This window comes from Azospirillum sp. TSO22-1 (assembly GCF_003116015.1).
Lineage (GTDB): Bacteria > Pseudomonadota > Alphaproteobacteria > Azospirillales > Azospirillaceae > Azospirillum.
Window position 1 is genome coordinate 1 of record NZ_LGQZ01000138.1, and the last position, 17,382, is coordinate 17,382.

Genomic DNA, 17,382 nt, shown 5'->3' on the forward strand with positions numbered 1-17,382 from the left:
CCAGGATCAGCGTGTTGCCGGCGTTGCCCAGCGTGACGACGTCGGTGTTGGCACCGCCGCGCAGCGTCTCGACACCCGACACCGCGATTGTGTTGCCCGCAGCGCCCAGGGTCACCCAGTCGCCGTTGGCACCGCCCGCCAGCGTCTCGACGCTGGACACGATGATCGAGTTGTTGCCCGCGCCGAGCGTGACGACGTCGGTGTTGGCGCTGCCGGACAGGCTCTCGATGCCCGTGACCAGGAGCGTCGCACCGGTCGCGAACACCGAGATGACGTCGGTGTTGGCACCGCCCGCCAGCGTCTCGATGGTGCCCGTCACGATGATGGTGTTGCCGGCGTTGCCCAGCGTGACGATGTCGGTGTTGGCACCGCCCGCCAGCCCTTCGATGGCGCCCGTCACCGAAATGGTGTTGCCCAGAGCACCCAGCGTGACGACGTCGGTGTTGGCGCTGCCCGCCAAGCTCTCGATGCTCGACACCAGGACCGTGGCACCGGATGCGGCCAGCGTGACGACGTCGGTGTTGGCACCGCCCGCCAGGGTCTCGATGGTGCCCGACACCGTGATGGTGTTGCCGGCCGCGCCCAAGGTAACGACGTCGGTGTTGGCACCGCCCGTCAGGCTCTCGAAGTTGCCCGTCAGCGTGATGGTGTTGCCGGATGCGCCAAGGGTGACGATGTCGGTGTTGCTACCGATCGTCGTCAGCGCCTCGACGCCGGACACCGTGATGGTGCTGCCAGCGTTGCTCAGGGTGACGATGTCGGTGTTCGCGCCGCCCACCAGCACCTCGATGCTGGACACCGCGATGGTGTTGCCGACCGCGCTGAGGGTGACGACGTCGGTGTTGGCGCCGCCGTACACCGTCTCAATGCTGGACACCGCGACGGTGTTGCCGGTCGCGGCCAGGGTGATGATGTCGGTGTTGGCGCCGCCCGCCAACGACTCGATTGTGCCCGACACCGCGATGGTGTTGCCCACGACCGCCAGGGTGACGATGTCGGTGTTGGCGCTGCCCGCCAGGCTCTCGAAGGTGCCGGTCAGCGTGACCGTGGCGCCGGTCGCGGCCAGCGCGACCACGTCGGTGTTGGCGCCGCCCGCCAGCGTCTCGATGGACCCGCCCACCGCGACCGTCGCGCCGCTCGCGGCGAAGGTGATGATGTCGGTGTTGGCGCCGCCGATCAGGCTCTCGATCGTGCCAGCGACCACCATCGTGTTGCCGACGGCGCTCAGCGTGACGATGTCGGTGTTGGCGGCACCGGTCAAGGTATCGAGGCTCTCGACCGTGACGGTGTTGCCGGCGGCCGCGAGCGTGATGACGTCGGTGTTCGCCGTACCTGTGATGGTGGTGTACGCCGAGGTAAGCGTAACTGTAGCGCCGGCGGTATTAACATTGTACGCCATCTACCTTTTTCCTTCTCTTGGTCTCACCCGGCGGGGCGGCAGCAAATGCGGGTCAGGGCGGGCTATGGACAAACTGAAGACATCAACCGAAGCGTGGTGCACACACATGGACTCAGGGCGTAGATACACTACAGCCCTACGGGGTATCTGGTAACCCAGATACGGAAGGGTTGCAACGCTTAAAAAAGGCAAACAAATCCGCGTGTTGCCCGTCCGCCACAGAGGAAGGGGGGAATTCGCGGCGCTATTGACAACGTTCGTGCATGCCGCGGCAGGATCTGTCTTGGAATGCAGCCGATTCGGCCTTGGAAAGCGCCCCCCGGGGGGCAATCCGCGCCAAAAGAGCAGTAGGATATCTGCAATCGGACAGACACCCGACTGCAATCCGTATCTAAGGCACGGGCATCAGTTGGACTGGGAACCGGGCGGTCCGCCGGCCATATCGGCGAATCGCTCTGCCGGAATACCTTGAACGGACGGCACCGTCTCCCCCGGCACCGCCAGGACGGCGAGCGGGGCCGTCGAACGGGCGTCCGCATGCCAGAAGAACCGATAATCCTCCCAATCCCCTCCGCGAACCTGGGCGAAGGCGGCTTCCGAGCGCACGCTGATGAGAAGAACCGGCCGGAACCGGGCGACGAGTCGCGGCAGCCAATCCGGCAGCGAATCACTCCAATCCGCCGCCAAGCGGACGAATCTCAAGCCTTCCAGGTCGACCACCGCTCCCTCGGCCATCATCGCCGGCAAGGGACGGATCTGCGGCATCCCGGCCAGCGCGGCACTTGCACACAACGCCAGGAAGTCCGCCGGATCGGATTCGACGGCCACCACCAGCCCGCCGGAACCGACTCGACGCGCGAACGCCAGGGTGGCGTCGCCGCTGCCGGCGCCGACGTCCAACACCACGTCGTAGGGGCGGACCAAGCCCTCGATGAGGGGGCCGAGTCCATGCGCGTCAGCCGGCGCGGTCAGCGCCGCCCGGCCGGAGGCGCTGGCTGCGTTGACCAAGCGCGCCCCCTCGGCGGACGGCGCCAGCACGTAGGGGGCGCGTGCGAAGGCCGGCCGCGGCGGCAGCGCCGCCGCGTCGGCCACGCCGGCACGGTGGCCCCAGGCGTGCGCCACGTCCCCCGCGAGCCAGGCGCTCCATTCGCGTGCCCGCGCGCGCCACGTGGTTGCGCGGTTGACGTGCCGGACCTGCTCGCGCAGACGCTGCTCCACGTCGTCCGGGCGCTCCGCCGCCAGACGCAGCACCCGCACGGAGAAGTCGGCGAAGCGCTCGGCGTAGAGCCGGCGGTCGGCCACCGGCGTGGCCAGGAAGCCGTAGCCCGCCGTGGTCTCCGGCAGCGCGCCGAGCGCCGCAGTGATCACCAGGCAGCCCGCCGCCATCGCCTCCATGGCGGCGATGCAGGCGGTCTCGGGGAAGGTGTTGGGGTAGGCCAGTGCCGTCACCCCGCGCAGGATCCCCGCCAGCTCGGGCTGCGGGCGCGAGCCGACGTACTCCACCCCCTCGGTGCTCCGGCAGCGCTCGTAGAGCGCCGCGTGCGGGTCGCGCGAGCCGTCGATCCGGTAGACCGACATGCTGGAGAAGACCTTCAGCGTGGTCCCGGGAATAGCATCACGGATCGCCCCGAAGGCGTCGAGGAGCACGTCCAGGCCGCGGAACGGCGTGCTGGTGTAGGCGAGCACCGGCGGCCACGGGCGCCCCGCCGAGACCGGCTCCCGCGGACCGAACAGGGAGCGGAAGACCGGCCCGATGGCGTTGCGCAGCACCGTGATGCGGTCCTCCGGCAGGGCGAACGCCGCGCGGTAGCAGGCCGACTGCCAGTCGCTGATGAGAACGAAGCGGTCCCACAGCGCGCGCATGGCGGGGTCCGCCAGGTTGGCGGAGGCCGGCTGGTCGTGGGCGTGCTGGGTCCAGTAGACCAGCCGGGTGTCGGGGAGCCGGTGGCGCAGCTCCTGGGCGAACGGAAGGTGGCAGCCGTTGAGGACGATCGCCGCGTCGCAGGTGGCCAGATCGTCCCACGCCGTGGCGTCGAGCGGCCGCACCAGCACGCCGCGGCTGGTCACCGGGTCCGGCACGCCGTTGACGATCATCACCCGGTGGCCGAGCGCCGCCAGCTCCTCAGCCAAGTAGCACAGCGCCGACTGCGACCCGCCGAGCGGCTGCCGGTAGGGGGTGTCGACCGTGTAGTCCCAGCCGGCGACGTCGATGAAGGCGAGGCGCATGGCCACGGCGGCTGCGCCTTACGCGTCGAGCAGGCGGCGGAAGTAGGCGATGGTGCGCTCCAGCCCTTCCTCCAGCTGGATTGTCGGCTCCCAGTCGAGGAGGTTGCGCGCCTTGGTGATGTCGGGGCGGCGCTGCTTGGGATCGTCCTGCGGCAGCGGCAGATACACCAGCTCGGAGCGCGAGCCGGTCAGCCGGATCACCTTCTCCGCCAGCTCGGCGATGGTGAACTCGCCGGGGTTGCCGAGGTTCAGCGGGCCGGTGACCTCGGGAGGCGTGTCCATGAAGCGCAGGAAGCCCTCGATCAGGTCGTCGACGAAGCAGAAGGAGCGCGTCTGGCTGCCGTCGCCGTACAGCGTGATCGGCTCGCCCTTCAGGGCCTGGACGATGAAGTTCGACACCACCCGGCCGTCGTTGGGGTGCATGCGCGGGCCGTAGGTGTTGAAGATCCGCACCACCTTGATCGGCAGGTCGAACTGGCGCTTGTAGTCGAAGAACAGCGTCTCGGCGCAGCGCTTGCCCTCGTCGTAGCAGGCGCGCGGGCCGATGGTGTTGACGTTGCCCCAGTACTCCTCGGGCTGCGGGTGCACGGAGGGGTCGCCGTAGATCTCCGAGGTCGAGGCCTGCAGGATCGGCGCACGCAGCCGCTTGGCCAGGCCCAGCATGTTGATGGCGCCGTGCACGGACGTCTTGGTCGTCTGCACCGGGTCGTGCTGGTAGTGCACCGGCGAGGCCGGGCAGGCCAGGTTGTAGATCGCGTCCACCTCAAGGTAGAGCGGGAACGTCACGTCGTGGCGGATCACCTCGAAGTACGGGTTGCCCATCAGGTGGACGATGTTGTCCCGCGACCCGGTGAAGAAGTTATCGACGCACAGCACCTCGCAGTCGGCGGCCAGCAGGCGCTCGCACAGGTGCGATCCAAGGAAACCGGCGCCGCCGGTCACCAGAACTCGTTTACGGAAGCTGCGCACCCTGCACTCCTTGGCGTCCCTGCGCGGATCATGGCCCGGCCGGGCGTTGCGATAGCACTTTGAACCAGACGCGGCAACGACCAACCGCGGGCCCAACCGCGGACGGCGCCGCCGGGACTCCCGCGGCCTCTACAGCGAGGAATCCCGCATCGCGTCGCCGATGGTGCCGGTGATCGGGCGCGTCAGGTAGGACAGCACCGACCGCTTGCCGATGTTGATCTCCGACGCGACGGTCATGCCGGGGATCAGGCGGAAATCGTCGGGGACCAGCTTGAGGTCCAATGACTTGATCGCCACCCGGGCACGGTAGAACGCCGGCTGGTCCGGCCGCTTCGGGTCGAGGATGGTGTCGCTGCTGACCGACAGCAGGGTGCCCGCGGCGGTGCCGTGCTTGGTGTAGGGGAAGGCGTCGAGCTTGACCCGGACCGGGGCGCCGATGCTGAGGAAGCCGATGTCGGCCGGCTGGATGCGCACCTCCGCCTCCACCGGCGCGTTCAGCGGCACCAGCGTCACCAGCGTCTCGGCGCTGGTCACCACGGCGCCGGTCGTCTTGTCGGCGGTGCTGAGGACGACCGCGTCCTCCGGCGCCACCAGCCGCACCATGCCCTCGCGCAGTTCGACCTTGCGGAGCTGCTCGGCGATCTGGTTGGCGTTGCGCTGCGCCTCGACCAGCTTGGTCGCCACCTGTTGGCCCCAGTCCTGGACGAAGGCGTCCAGCTTGGCCCGGCTGGAGCGGATCAGCAGCCCGGCCTCCTGCAGCTGGTTGCGCACGCGCTCCAGGTCGCGCGTGATGCTGAGACGGTCGTTGGTGGCGATCAACAGGTTGAGCTGCGAGCCGACCTGCTGCTCCTTCAGTTGAGCGCGCATCTTGACGATCTCGTCGGCGATGCGCATGCGCTCGGTCAGCACGCGGATGTCGTCCTCGGCGGTGCGCTTCGCCGTCTCGCCGCGCTTGATGTCCTGATCGTAGGAGTCCACCTGCGCCCTGTAGGAGGCCATGCGCCGGGTGTACAGGCTGTGCTGCAGCAGGTCGTCGTCGCTGGGCTTGTCGGACAGGGCGAAGGGCACGCCCTTCAGCTCCGCCTCCAGCCGCTGCGCCTCCGCCTGGAAGCTGCGGTAGCGCCCCTGCAGGTCGGCGAGGTCGGCGCCGGTGAAGGTGGGGTCGAGCAGCGCCAGCACGTCGCCCTTCTTCACCATGTCGCCGGGGCGCGCGCTGAGCTCGCGGATGATCGAGGTCTCCAGCGGCTGCAGCGCGATGTGCGGCCGGGTGGTGACGATCTTGCCGGCGGCGGCCACCACGCGGTCGATCTCGGCGATCGACGCCCAGGTCACGAAACAGGCGAGCGTGGCGAGGATGACGTACAGGGTGAGGAAGGCGATGCGCGGCGGCGGCGCCTCCTCCACCTCGACCGCGTCGGGCTGGAACTCGATGGCGATCTTCGGGCGGACCAGCCGGTAGCCGGCCGCCTCCGGCTTCTTGGGCGGCGGCGGGGGCGGTGCTGCCGGCGCCGGTTCGGGGGCGGGGACCTGCTCCGGCACGATGCGGCCGATGACCGCGCCCTGCTGGGCGGGGGCCGGCTTGGCGGAGGGGGCAATGCGGGGGGTGGTCGTCATGCCGGGTGCAATCCGCTAGCCGAGGTGCTTGGTTTGCTGGTCCCAGAGGTGCCGGTAGGTCGGGCTCTGCGTCAGCATATCCTTGTGGCGGCCGATTCCCTCGATCCGCCCGCGGTTCATCACCAGGATGGCGTCGGCCGACACCAGGCTCGACAGGCGGTGCGAGACGATGATCAGCGTGCGGCCGTGGGCGATGGCCTTCAGGTTGCGCTGGATGATCGCCTCGCTCTCCGGGTCCAGCGCGCTGGTCGCCTCGTCGAGGATCAGGATCTTCGGCTTGGTGATCAGCGCGCGGGCGATCGCCAGGCGCTGCTTCTGCCCGCCCGACAGGTTGGAGCCGTTCTCCTCCAGCATGGTGTCGTAGCCGCGCGGCAACTGCTCGATGAACTCGGCCGCGCCGGCCAGCGTCGCCGCCTCCACCACCTGGGCGATGGTGGCGCCGGGGATGGCGGCGGCGATATTGTCGCGCACCGTGCCGTGGAAGAGGAAGTTGTCCTGCAGCACCACGCCGATGTGGGTGCGCAGGTGCACCAGGTCGATCTCCTTGAGATCGTAGCCGTTGAAGCGGATCACGCCCTGCTGGGGCGTGTAGAGCCCCTGGATCATCCGGGTGATCGTGGTCTTGCCCGAGCCGCTGCGCCCGACCAAGCCGAAGATGGTGCCGGGGGCGATGCGGAAGCCGAGGTTGTCGAGCGCCGGCGGGCCGTCGTCGGTGTAGCGGAACAGCACGCGGTCGAACTCGATCTCGCCGGTCAGCGCCGGGCGCAGGCCGTCCACCGTGGCGCGCTCGGTCGGCGCGTTCATCACGTTGCCCAGCATCTTCACCGCCAGCGAGGTCTCCTGGTAGGAGTGCACCAGGCCGACGATCTGGATCAGCGGCTGGGTGACGCGCCCGACCAGCATGTTGAAGGCGATCAGCGAGCCGATCGACAGGCTGCCGTCGATCACCATCAGCGCGCCGACGACGATGATCGCCGCCATCATCAGCTTGCCCAGGAAGGTGGTGACCGAGGAGCCGAACAGCGAGATCTTGCCCACCGAGTAGAGCATCATGACGGTGCGGGCCGAGCGCTCGTCCCACTCGCGCCGCTGCTGCGGCTCGAGCGCCAGCGACTTGATGGTGCGCATGCCGTTGATGGTCTCGACCAGCAGCGCCTGGCGGGCGCCGTCCGCCTCGTACAGCGCCTTCAGCCGGCGCTGGAAGTACGGGATCATGATGCCGATGGTCAGCGCCGTCAGGGCGGTGAAGATCAGCACGACGAGCGCCAGGAGCGGGCTCAGCATGAACATGAACGGCAGCGTCACGAGCAGCATGACGTTGTCGAGGATCGTCGCGAACAGCGAACCCGTCAGGAAGTTGCGGATCGCCGACGCCTGCTGCATGTGCTTGATGAGGATGCCGGCAGAGTTCCGCTCGAAGAAGTGGATCGGCAGCCGCATCAGGTGCGAGAAGATCCGCACGGCGATGCGGATGTCGATCTTGTTGGTCGCGTACAGCAGCAGGTACTGCCGCAGGAAGGTGTAGATCGTCTCGAACAGCAGCGCGACGCACACGCCGATGGACAGGATGATCAGCGTGTCCTTGGCGTTGTAGGGAACGACGCGGTCGAACACGAGCATCATGAACATCGGCGCCGACATGGTCAGCAGCGACAGCAGGATGGCGGCGACGGCGACGTCGCGGAACAGCGCGCGCTGGCGCAGGATCTCCGGCACGAACCAGCGCAGGCTGAACGGCTGGTTGGGGTCGCCCAGGCGGTAGGAGCGCTTGACGAACACCGCGTCGCCGCTCCACGCCTCGCAGAAGTCGGCGCGGCCGACCGCCAGGTGCTTGCCGTCCTCGCCCAGCGGGTCGAAGACCCGGACCTTGTCCTCCTCGGGCTGGACCGCGGTGACGATGACCCAGTTGCCGTTCTTCAGGCGCACGACCACCGGGAAGGCCGCCCCGAGCTTCACCAGGGTCGCCCAGTTCAGCCGGCGGTGGCGGCTGTGCAGGCCCGATTCCCGCGCGATGCGCACGAGCAAGGCGGGTTCGGCCTCCTCGTTGCGCATGTTGAAGTCGTGCTTCAGCCGGTCGACCGAGACGTCCGTCCGGTGGTGGCGCATGACCAGCACCAGGCAGCGCAGCCCGGTGTGCTCGCAGGCGTCGTCGGGCGGGGCGGCGTCGGGCACGGAAGGCGCCTGCTTGGTCTCGATGTTGGCCAGTGTCATCGCATCCCGTACTCAGAGGGTCCCGGAATCGTCACGCACCCAGGGTGCTCGGGAAGTTCCGCGAGCGGGGGGGGCGGGGCGGGGAAGGCGGCTGCGGCTCGGCGGCCGGCTGGGACGCCGCGGCGGGGTCCTCCGCCGGCCCCTCGCGGGGCTCCGGGCCGGAGGCGTCGGAACCGGCCGCCGGCTTGGGTGGCGTGACGGACTGTGCCGACAGGGGCGTGGGCACCTGCGGGCCGCCGCTGGAGGGCATCATCGGGATCAGCCCGCGTTCGCGCAGCGCCACGATGGCCGCCTGCAGCTCCTGCTGCAGCGCCACCAGGGTCTGCGGACTCATCACCAGCCGCTGGCGGAACTCCGGCTGCGGCTGCCCGTCCCGATATTCAGTGGCCGACAGGCTGAAGAGGTCGAGCCGGATCATCCCCTTGACCAGGGTGACGTTGAGGACCCCGTCGACGAAGAGATCTGGGTTGTTCATCGGGTACGCTCCGCTTGCGGGCCGGCCCCGCACGTCACACAGCACGCCCGCTTCCGGTCCGGCCACGCCGGGGAACGGAAACCCGCCTCACCGTGGCACGGGCGAAGGCGTGTCGGCGGATGCGAGAATCCGATCGTCCGGACCGTCCGAGGGTTCCGCGCGTTCATGCCTGTTCCCCTATCGCATCGCTCCCTCGCAGCGCAATGCGTTTTTTTGTGGCCTTTACCGGGAACCGGCGCCGCGTACGGCCGCGGCCACGTCGAGATAGCCCGCGGCGATGGCCTCCCACGACAATCGGTCGCGGGCGAAGGCGAGCGCGCCCTGCGAACAGCGGGCGTAGCCCTCGGGATCGTCGATCAGTGCGGCGGCCGCGGCGGCCACCGCCTCGGCGGTCACGGCGGCGGCGATGCGGCCCGTACGCCCCTCCTCCACCTGCTCGACCAAGCCGCCGACCGGCGTGACCACCACCGGCAGGCCCATGCCGCAGGCGGTCGGCACCACCCCCGACTGGCTGGCCTCGCGGTACGGCAGGATCAGCAGGTCGGCCGGCTCCAGCACGCGCGGGATCTCCTCCTCGGCGATCCAGCGGTTGTCGACGCGTACACCCTCCAGCCCGGCGAGGGCCGAGGCGTACGGCTCCAGCGGGCCGGAGCCGGCGACGAGCAGCTCGACCCCCGCCCCGTACCGCCGGCGCAGCCGGGCGTACGCGTCGAGCAGGATGTCGACGCCCTTGTACGCCAGGATGCGCCCGAAGAAGCACAGCCGCACCGGCTGGCCCGGCCGCAGCCGGCGCGGTTCGGCCGGGCCGAAGGAGAACACGCCGTGCGGCAGCACCCAGGTGCGCGCCCGGTCGTAGCCGTGCACCCCGACGAGCTGGCCGCGCACGTGCTCCGACAGCGCGATAACGCCGTCGGTGGCCGCGAGGTCGCGCATCAGCGTCCAGCGCCGCCAGGGGGTGTCCTCGCCGGGATGCGGCAGCGCGTCGTGCAGCGCCAGCACGTAGCGCGCCCCGGCCGGCCGCAGCGCCGGCACCACCGCGGCGTTCCACAGGTGGTTCATGGTGCAGAAGACGGTGCCGATGCCGTGGTCGGCGATGTAGCGGGCGAAGCGCCGGCGCAGCAGCGGCAGGCGCAGCGTCGCCCGGGCGGCGCTGAACAGGCCGTTGTACGTGTCGACCGGGAAGGACGGCAGGCCGAGCCCGGCGGTGGCGTCCGCCAGCTCCGACTGGCGCGACCAGCTGAGGTGCACCTCGGCGTCGCCGCGCGCGGCGAGCGCGCGGGCGAGTTCCAGCGTGTAGCGCGGGCCGCCGCCGCGCCGTCCCCAGTGCCAGAGCAGGATCCGTTCCGTCATGCCGCCTCGCCCGCATCCCGCCCTATGAAAGTTGCCGACCGCTTCTATCCGGACCGCGGCGTCCGATCAATGCGGCGCCTTCCAACGCGGGCGGCGGGCGGGTACGGTAGCGCCCGGCTTCGGGCATGACGGGGTTTTCGGCGTGGGTGCGTTCCGCTTCTTTCTGGCGCTGAACGTGATGGTGCTCCATCTCAGCGGCTACGGCGACCATCTGGCGATGACGTCGGTGTTCTGCTTCTACGTGATCTCCGGCTACCTGATCACCCGCATCCTGTCGGAGACCTACGACGCCCCGGTGACCGGGCTCGCGGCGTTCGCCGCCAACCGGACGCTGCGCATCTTCCCGACCTACTGGACCATCGCCCTGATCGGCCTCGCCCTGGCCGTCCTGCTGCCGGCCGACACCGCCCGCCTGCACGCCAGCATCCAGGTGCCGGAGGACGCCGCCGGCGTGCTGTCCAACCTGTTCGTCTTCGGGCTGACCCCGCCCAGCCTCACGCCCGGGCTGGCGCCGGTGCGGCTGGTGCCGCCGGCCTGGTCGCTCGGCATCGAGCTGCTGCACTACGTGGTGATGGCGGCCGGCGTGGCGCGCTCGCGCACCGCCACCCTCGCATGGTGGTGCGCCGGCGTCGGGATCGCCGCCTGGGCACTGCTGTTCGGCCGGATCGAGCACGCCTACTTCACCGTCTGGGGGCCGACGGTCTGCTTCGCCACCGGGGCGCTGCTGCACCATCTCGGCGCCGCCGCCTGGGGGCGCCGCCGGGAGGGCGCCGCGGTCCGGCTGCTCCCCTTCGCCCTGGTGCTCGCCGCCGGGCTGGGCCCCGAGGTCCTGGGCGACCGCTCCGCCCCGGCCTTCCTCTACCTCAGCGTCGCGGCCGCGGCGGCGGCGGTGACGCTGCTGGCCGAGGGCTGGGGACGGCGCGGCGCGCCGGCCTGGGACCGCTTCCTCGGCGACGTCTCCTACCCGCTGTTCCTGTGCCACTGGCACGTCGGGATCCTGGTCTCGGCCGGGTTGCTGGGCGGCGCCCCGGTGGGGCCGGCGCTGCTGGCGACGGCGCTGCCCTTCGCGGTGGCCCTAGCGGCGGCGGTGGTGCTGGGGGTCGAGCGGCCGGTGCAGCGGCTGCGCACCCGCCTGCGCCGGGCGGCGGTCGCCGCCCGCGGCGAAGCGGCGCAGCCGGTCCCAGTGGCGCTCTGATCGGCGCTCCGAAGCGCCGGAAAGCCCGTGGAATCCGGGAGGCGGGCGCGATAACGCCTCGCACGCAGGGGCCATTTCGGCTATGGTCCCGGCCGTTCGCCCACCGTTGCGAGAAAGGTCCGGTTCGGTGCAAGTGCTCGTCACCGGCGGCGCCGGCTTCATCGGCTCCGCCCTGGTCCGCTTCCTGATCCAGGAAACGACGGCCACCGTCATCAACGTCGACACGCTGACCTACGCCTCGTCGCTGGAATCGCTGGCGTCGGTGCAGGACGACCCGCGCTACCGCTTCGAGAAGGTGGACATCTGCGACGCCGCCGCGCTGGCGCGGGTGTTCGCCGAGCACCGCCCCGACCTGGTGATCCATCTGGCGGCGGAATCGCACGTCGACCGCTCGATCGACGGCCCGGCGGTGTTCGTGCAGACCAACGTGGTCGGCACCTACACGCTGCTGCAGGCGGCGCTGAAGCACTGGAAGTCGCTCCCCCCCGACGCGGCGGCGCGCTTCCGCTTCCACCACGTCTCGACCGACGAGGTGTACGGCTCGCTGGGCCCGGACGGCGCCTTCACCGAGGAGACGCCCTACCAGCCCAACTCGCCCTATTCGGCAACCAAGGCGGCGTCCGACCATCTGGTGCGCGCCTGGCACCACACCTTCGGTCTGCCGACGGTGACCACCAACTGCTCGAACAACTACGGCCCCTTCCAGTTTCCCGAGAAGCTGATCCCGCTGATGATCCTCAACGGGCTGGAGGGCAAGCCCCTGCCGGTCTACGGCAGCGGCAGCAACGTGCGCGACTGGCTGTACGTCGAGGACCACGCCCGCGCGCTGTGGACGGTGGCGACCCGCGGCCGCCTGGGCGAGACCTACAACATCGGCGGCAACAGCGAGCGCCGCAACCTCGACGTGGTTGAGACGATCTGCGACACCCTCGACGAGCTGGTGCCGGCCGCGGCACCGCGCCGCTCGCTGATCCGCTTCGTCGCCGACCGCCCCGGGCACGACCTGCGCTACGCCATCGACGCCTCGAAGCTGGCGGCCGAGCTGGGCTGGACGCCGCGGGAGACGTTCGAGAGCGGCCTGCGCCGCACCGTCGCCTGGTACCTCGACCGCAGCGACTGGTGGCAGGGGATCCGCGAGCGGGTGTACGACGGCAACCGGCTCGGCCTGTCCGCCCCGGCGCCCGCGCCGGCCACCGCCTGAGCGGCCCGAAGAGGAGGAGCGGCACCGTGCGGATGCTCGTCTTCGGGCACGATGGGCAGGTCGCCCACGCGCTGCGCACCATGGCCGCGCCGGACCTGACGGTCACCGCGCTCGGCCGGGCCGGCGCCGACATCACCGACGCCGACGCGGTGCGCCGGGCGGTGGAGGCGGCGCGCCCCGACGTCGCCGTCAACACCGCGGCCTACACCGCGGTCGACCGCGCCGAGACGGAGGCGGAGCAGGCCTTCGCCGTCAACCGCGACGGCGCCGGGCACATCGCCGCCGCCTGCGCCGCGGCCGGCGTGCCGCTGATCCACTACTCCACCGACTACGTCTTCGACGGCGCCAAGGACGGCCCCTGGCGGGAGGACGACCCGATCGCCCCGCTCGGCGTCTACGGCGCCAGCAAGGCGGCCGGCGAGGCGGCGGTGCGGGCCGCCGGCCCCCGCCACGTCATCCTGCGCACCGCCTGGGTGTTCGGCGCGCACGGCAACAACTTCGTGCGCACCATGCTGCGCCTCGGCGCCGAGCGCGAGCGGCTGGGCATCGTCGCCGACCAGCGGGGCTGCCCGACCGCCGCCGCCGACCTCGCGTCGGCGGCCGTCGCGGTGGCCCGCCACGTCCTGGCGACCGGCGAGGGGTGGGGGACCTACCACTGCTGCGGCGCGCCGCCGACCACGTGGCACGGCTTCGCCGAGGCGATCTTCGAGGAGCGCCGGCGCGCCACCGGGCTCGCCCCGCCGCGCCTCGACGCCATCGCCACGGCCGACTACCCGACGCCGGCGCGCCGGCCGGCCAACTCCGTCCTCGACACCGCCCGCTTCGCCGCGCGCTTCGGCCTGCCCGCCCCGGCGTGGCGCGACGCGCTCGGCGGGGTGGTCCGGCAGCTGCTCGCCGCATGAGCGCGGTCGCCCTGGCCCAGCGGTCGCTGACGGTCAACGTCGAACTCGACGACCGCAGCTTCCTGTTCCCGGCCGGCAAGCCGCTGTCCCACCTGATGATCCATGTGGACGAGGCGGGGCTGGTCCGGCTCGACGCGGTGTTCCAGTTCAACGAGAGCCGGCAGCCGGCCGAGATCGCCGCACTGGGCGAGGACGACGCGCGGGACTTCGCGCGCGCTCTCATCGACGCCGTCTACCAGGGCCGCACCCAACACGTGCTGTCCGACGAGGCGCGGCTGGCGGTGATCTTCAACCCCAACGGCTTCGTCCTGAAGTTCGGCGAGGAGCGCGCGCTGCGCGAGCTGTTCGTCAACTCGCCGGCGATCATCCGCATCGCCCAGGGAATCATGCGCGTCGTCGACCGCCTGGCCGCCGCCCTGCCCCATTGAGAGCGCCCCGCCCCACCCTGCCAAGCCTGCATCGGAGACGGTCACCATGACCACCTACACCCTGAGCGCCAGCGGCGAGACGGTCACCCTGGCGGCGGGCGTCACCGTGCTCGTCGGCAGCGCCGGGCTGGACCTGGTCACGCTGAACGCCGCCGGCATGGCGCTGACCGTCTCGGGCACCGTCGAATCCCTGGCGGGCGGCGCGGGAACCGACACGGTGACGCTGGCGCCCATCGGCAACACCATCACCCTGCTGGGCGGAATCGAGGCGCTGAACGGCGGCGGAAACACCGACGTGGTCACGCTGGACGGCACCGGGATCACCATGGTGGTGTCCGGCATCGAGACCCTGGCGGGCGGCGCCAACACCGACATCGTCACCATCGGCAGCGGCACCAGCAGCCTGACGGTGTCCGGCGTCGAGATGCTCACCGGCAACGCCGGCGGCGACTGGGTCAACCTGGGGGCCGCCGGCTCCACCACGCTGGTGAGCGGGGTCGAGACGCTGCGCGGCGGCGCGGGGGTCGACGTCATCACGCTCGGCAACGGCGGCAACGCGATGATCCTGGTCGGCATCGAGACCCTGACCGGCGGCACCGGCGGCGACTGGGTCACGCTGAGCAACCGCGGCAGCACCATGACGGTGTCCGGCGTCGAGACGCTGCGCGGCGGCGCCAACACCGACATCGTCACGCTGGGCGGCAGCGGCGCCACGCTCATCGTCGCCTCGCTGGAATCCCTGGCCGGTTCGACGGGCGCCGACCTGGTCACGCTGGGGCCGGCCGGCTCGACCATGACCGTCAGCGGCGTCGAGACGCTGGCCGGCGGCGCAGGGACCGACGTCATCTCGCTGGGCAGCGCCGGTGGCGCCATCACGGTGTCAGGGATCGAAACCCTGACCGGCGGGGCCGGCAACGACGTCGTCACCCTCGGCGCGGGCGGCAACGCCCTGACGGCGAGCATGCTCGACGTGCTGGTCGGCGGCGCCGGTGGCGACTGGGTGACGCTGGGCGCCCTCGGCAACACCATGACCGTCAGCGGCATCGAGACGCTGCGCGGCGGCGCAGGGACCGACGTCGTCACCCTGGGCGACACCGGCAACGCGATGATCGTGGCGGCGCTGGAGACTTTGGCGGGCGGAGCCGGCGGCGATTGGATCACGCTGAGCAACCTCGGCTCCACCATGACCGTCAGCGGTGTCGAGACGCTGCGCGGCGGCAGCGGCAAGGACGTCGTCACGCTCGGCGCCGTCGGCAACACGATCATCCTCGCCGCCATCGACACGCTGACCGGCGGCGCCGGCGCCGACCTGGTTCTGCTGGGGAATCTCGGCGGCTCCATGACGGTGAGCGGCGTCGAGACGCTGCAGGGCGGTGCGGGCGGCGATTGGATCGTCGTCGGCGCCGCCGGCGCCACCATGACGGTGAGCGGCATCGAGACGCTGCGCGGCGGCGCCAACACCGACGTCGTCACCCTGGGCGATTCCGGCAACGCGATGATCGTGGCGGCGCTGGAGACCCTGGCCGGCGGCGCCGGCGCCGACCTCGTCACGTTGGGCCCCGCCGGCTCCACCATGACGGTCAGCGGCGTCGAGACGCTGCGCGGCGGCGCCGGCAAGGATGTCGTCACCCTGGCCGGCAGCGGCGTCTCGATCACGGTCTCCAGCATCGACACGCTGGTCGGCACCGCCGGCAGCGACGTCGTCACCCTGGCCGCGGCGACCGTCTCGATGACGGTGAGCGGCATCGAGACGCTGCAGGGCAGCGCCGCCGGCGACTGGATCATCGTCGGCGCCGCCGGCGTCACCATGGCGGTCAGCGGCATCGAGACGCTGCGCGGCGGCGCCGGCACCGACGTCATCACCCTGGACAACGCCGGCAACGCGATGTACGTGGCGGCGCTGGAGACCCTGACCGGCGGCATCGGCGGCGACTGGATCACGCTGGGCAACGTCGGCAGCTCGACCACGGTGACCAACATCGAGACGTTGCGCGGCGGCACCGGCGTCGACGTGATCACGCTGGGCAACGCCACCGGCAATTCGATCGTCCTGGCCGCCATCGACGTGCTGGTCGGCGGTGCCGGCCTCGACGTCGTCACGCTGAGCAACCTCGGCACGACGATGACCGTGCTCGGCATCGAGAGCCTGACCGGCGGGGCCGCAGCCGACCGCATCACCGTCACCAGCGGCGACATCCGCTTCCAGGGCAACGGCGGCGCCGACACGGTGACGATGCACGCCGAGTCCGGCGTCGACCGCATCGTCTTCGCCAGCGCCGCCGACGGCAGCGCCGCCGGGAGCAACAGCGGCTACGACACCTACGCCAACTTCCAGCCGCTGGTGGACAGCGTCACGCTGACCGACACGCTGCGGGTGGCGGTCGATGACGACAGCAGCGGCTCGCTCGCCGTGGTGACGCGGGCCGGCGGCAGCATCAATCTGACGACCGACGAGGTGGTCATCCTGTCGACCAGCGTGGCGATCTTCGACGACGCCGGCTTCGCCACCTTCCTGGCGGCGTTGGGGGCGGTGTCCGGCTCGGTGCCGGGCGCCGACGCGCTGGTGCTGGCCAACAACGGCACCGACAGCGCGCTGTACGTCGTCTCCGACGAGAACGGCAACGGCGCCATCACCGCCGCGGAGACCCGCCTGATCGCCAAGTTCACCAGCGCCACCGGCTTCACGTCCGGCAGCTTCGGCCTCGGCTGACCGCCCTGCCCTTCCGGAAGCCTCACCCCGCGTAGGCGAAGCGGTGGCCGTGCACGGTCATCGCCAGCGGCGTCCCGGGGACCGGGCCGAACGCCCGCACGCGGCGCTGCAGCTCCGTCGGGTCCAGGTCCGGCGTCAGGGCGCACAGCGCCTCCAGCGCCTTCTGCGAGCAGCGCCGCGGCCCCCAGGCGACGGGCAGCCGGGGCAGTGGCCCCGGCGACGCCGCCAACGGCTGGGCCAGCCGCAGGAACAGGTGGATCATCGCGCCGATCGCACGCTCGTTCACGTCGGCGTAGCTCGCCGCCAAGCCGACCTCGAACTCGGCGACCCCAACGATCGGGCCGGAGTCGACCACCGCCGCCATCTCGTGCGCCGTGGCGCCGAAGCGCGCCGCGCCGTCGTACAGCGCGAACGCCACCGGATGTTTGCCCGGAAAGGCGGGCGGACCGGGATGGAAGTTGTAGGCCGGCCCTTGCAGCCGGGCCAGCAGGCGCTCCGGCACGACGACGCCGGTGCGGAAGGCGATCAGCCGGGTGTCCGGGTCCACCGCCGCCAAGACTCCCTCCAGCGCCTCGGCCGTGCTCACCGCGGTGACCGTCAGCGCCGGGTTGTGGACGGCGAGCATGCTGGCCAGATGGAAGCGGTCATCCGGCGGGCAGAGCAGGACGATGGAGCGCGGCATCGCGGACCCCGGAGCGGCGG

General features: G+C 71.1%; 13 protein-coding genes. 5 read left to right on the forward strand and 8 right to left on the reverse strand.

Going from position 1 to position 17,382, the window contains the following annotated elements:
• The 7 genes from TSO221_RS29295 to TSO221_RS29325 all read right to left on the reverse strand — a co-directional run.
• The coding region (locus TSO221_RS29295) for a calcium-binding protein (RefSeq protein ID WP_146208940.1) at positions 1 to 1,399 on the reverse strand (1,399 nt) is incomplete at its 3' end.
• A gap of 405 nt (positions 1,400 to 1,804) precedes the next feature.
• Positions 1,805 to 3,625: a glycosyltransferase gene (locus TSO221_RS29300; RefSeq protein ID WP_247878319.1), complete on the reverse strand. Its 1,821-nt coding sequence runs from the start codon at positions 3,623 to 3,625 to the stop codon at positions 1,805 to 1,807.
• Positions 3,626 to 3,643: 18 nt separating this feature from the next.
• Positions 3,644 to 4,594: a UDP-glucuronic acid decarboxylase family protein gene (locus TSO221_RS29305; protein WP_109122046.1), complete on the reverse strand. Its 951-nt coding sequence runs from the start codon at positions 4,592 to 4,594 to the stop codon at positions 3,644 to 3,646.
• 129 nt (positions 4,595 to 4,723) lie between these two features.
• Positions 4,724 to 6,208, reverse strand: a complete 1,485-nt coding sequence (locus TSO221_RS29310; RefSeq protein WP_109122047.1) for an HlyD family type I secretion periplasmic adaptor subunit — start codon at positions 6,206 to 6,208, stop codon at positions 4,724 to 4,726.
• A 15-nt stretch (positions 6,209 to 6,223) separates the two neighbouring features.
• Positions 6,224 to 8,419 carry a peptidase domain-containing ABC transporter gene (locus TSO221_RS29315; protein WP_109122048.1) on the reverse strand — a complete coding sequence of 732 codons (2,196 nt, stop codon included), beginning with the start codon at positions 8,417 to 8,419 and terminating at the stop codon, positions 6,224 to 6,226.
• 31 nt (positions 8,420 to 8,450) lie between these two features.
• Entirely contained in the window at positions 8,451 to 8,894 is a 444-nt protein-coding gene (locus tag TSO221_RS35720; protein WP_158284246.1) for a hypothetical protein, read from the reverse strand.
• Positions 8,895 to 9,116: 222 nt separating this feature from the next.
• Positions 9,117 to 10,244 carry a glycosyltransferase family 4 protein gene (locus TSO221_RS29325; protein WP_109122050.1) on the reverse strand — a complete coding sequence of 376 codons (1,128 nt, stop codon included), beginning with the start codon at positions 10,242 to 10,244 and terminating at the stop codon, positions 9,117 to 9,119.
• Positions 10,245 to 10,386: 142 nt separating this feature from the next.
• Between TSO221_RS29325 and TSO221_RS29330 the strand changes: the two genes are divergently transcribed.
• From TSO221_RS29330 to TSO221_RS29350, 5 genes are all read left to right on the forward strand, one after another.
• Positions 10,387 to 11,439 carry an acyltransferase gene (locus TSO221_RS29330; RefSeq protein ID WP_109122051.1) on the forward strand — a complete coding sequence of 351 codons (1,053 nt, stop codon included), beginning with the start codon at positions 10,387 to 10,389 and terminating at the stop codon, positions 11,437 to 11,439.
• Positions 11,440 to 11,566: 127 nt separating this feature from the next.
• The gene (gene rfbB, locus TSO221_RS29335; protein ID WP_348770298.1) at positions 11,567 to 12,640 is read left to right on the forward strand and encodes a dTDP-glucose 4,6-dehydratase; all 1,074 of its coding nucleotides are present in this window, start codon (positions 11,567 to 11,569) and stop codon (positions 12,638 to 12,640) included.
• Between the two features lie 32 nt (positions 12,641 to 12,672).
• The gene (gene rfbD, locus TSO221_RS29340; protein WP_109122053.1) at positions 12,673 to 13,542 is read left to right on the forward strand and encodes a dTDP-4-dehydrorhamnose reductase; all 870 of its coding nucleotides are present in this window, start codon (positions 12,673 to 12,675) and stop codon (positions 13,540 to 13,542) included.
• A complete protein-coding gene (locus TSO221_RS29345; protein ID WP_109122054.1) occupies positions 13,539 to 13,970 on the forward strand; it encodes a hypothetical protein in 432 nt (143 codons plus the stop codon). The genes rfbD and TSO221_RS29345 overlap by 4 nt, the downstream gene beginning before the upstream one ends.
• A gap of 46 nt (positions 13,971 to 14,016) precedes the next feature.
• Positions 14,017 to 16,680, forward strand: coding sequence for a calcium-binding protein (locus TSO221_RS29350; RefSeq protein WP_109122055.1), 2,664 nt, complete (start codon positions 14,017 to 14,019; stop codon positions 16,678 to 16,680).
• A 22-nt stretch (positions 16,681 to 16,702) separates the two neighbouring features.
• On the opposite strand, the gene TSO221_RS29355 is transcribed toward TSO221_RS29350, so the two are convergent.
• A complete protein-coding gene (locus tag TSO221_RS29355; RefSeq protein WP_109122056.1) occupies positions 16,703 to 17,362 on the reverse strand; it encodes a formyltransferase family protein in 660 nt (219 codons plus the stop codon).
• Positions 17,363 to 17,382 lie beyond the last annotated feature (20 nt).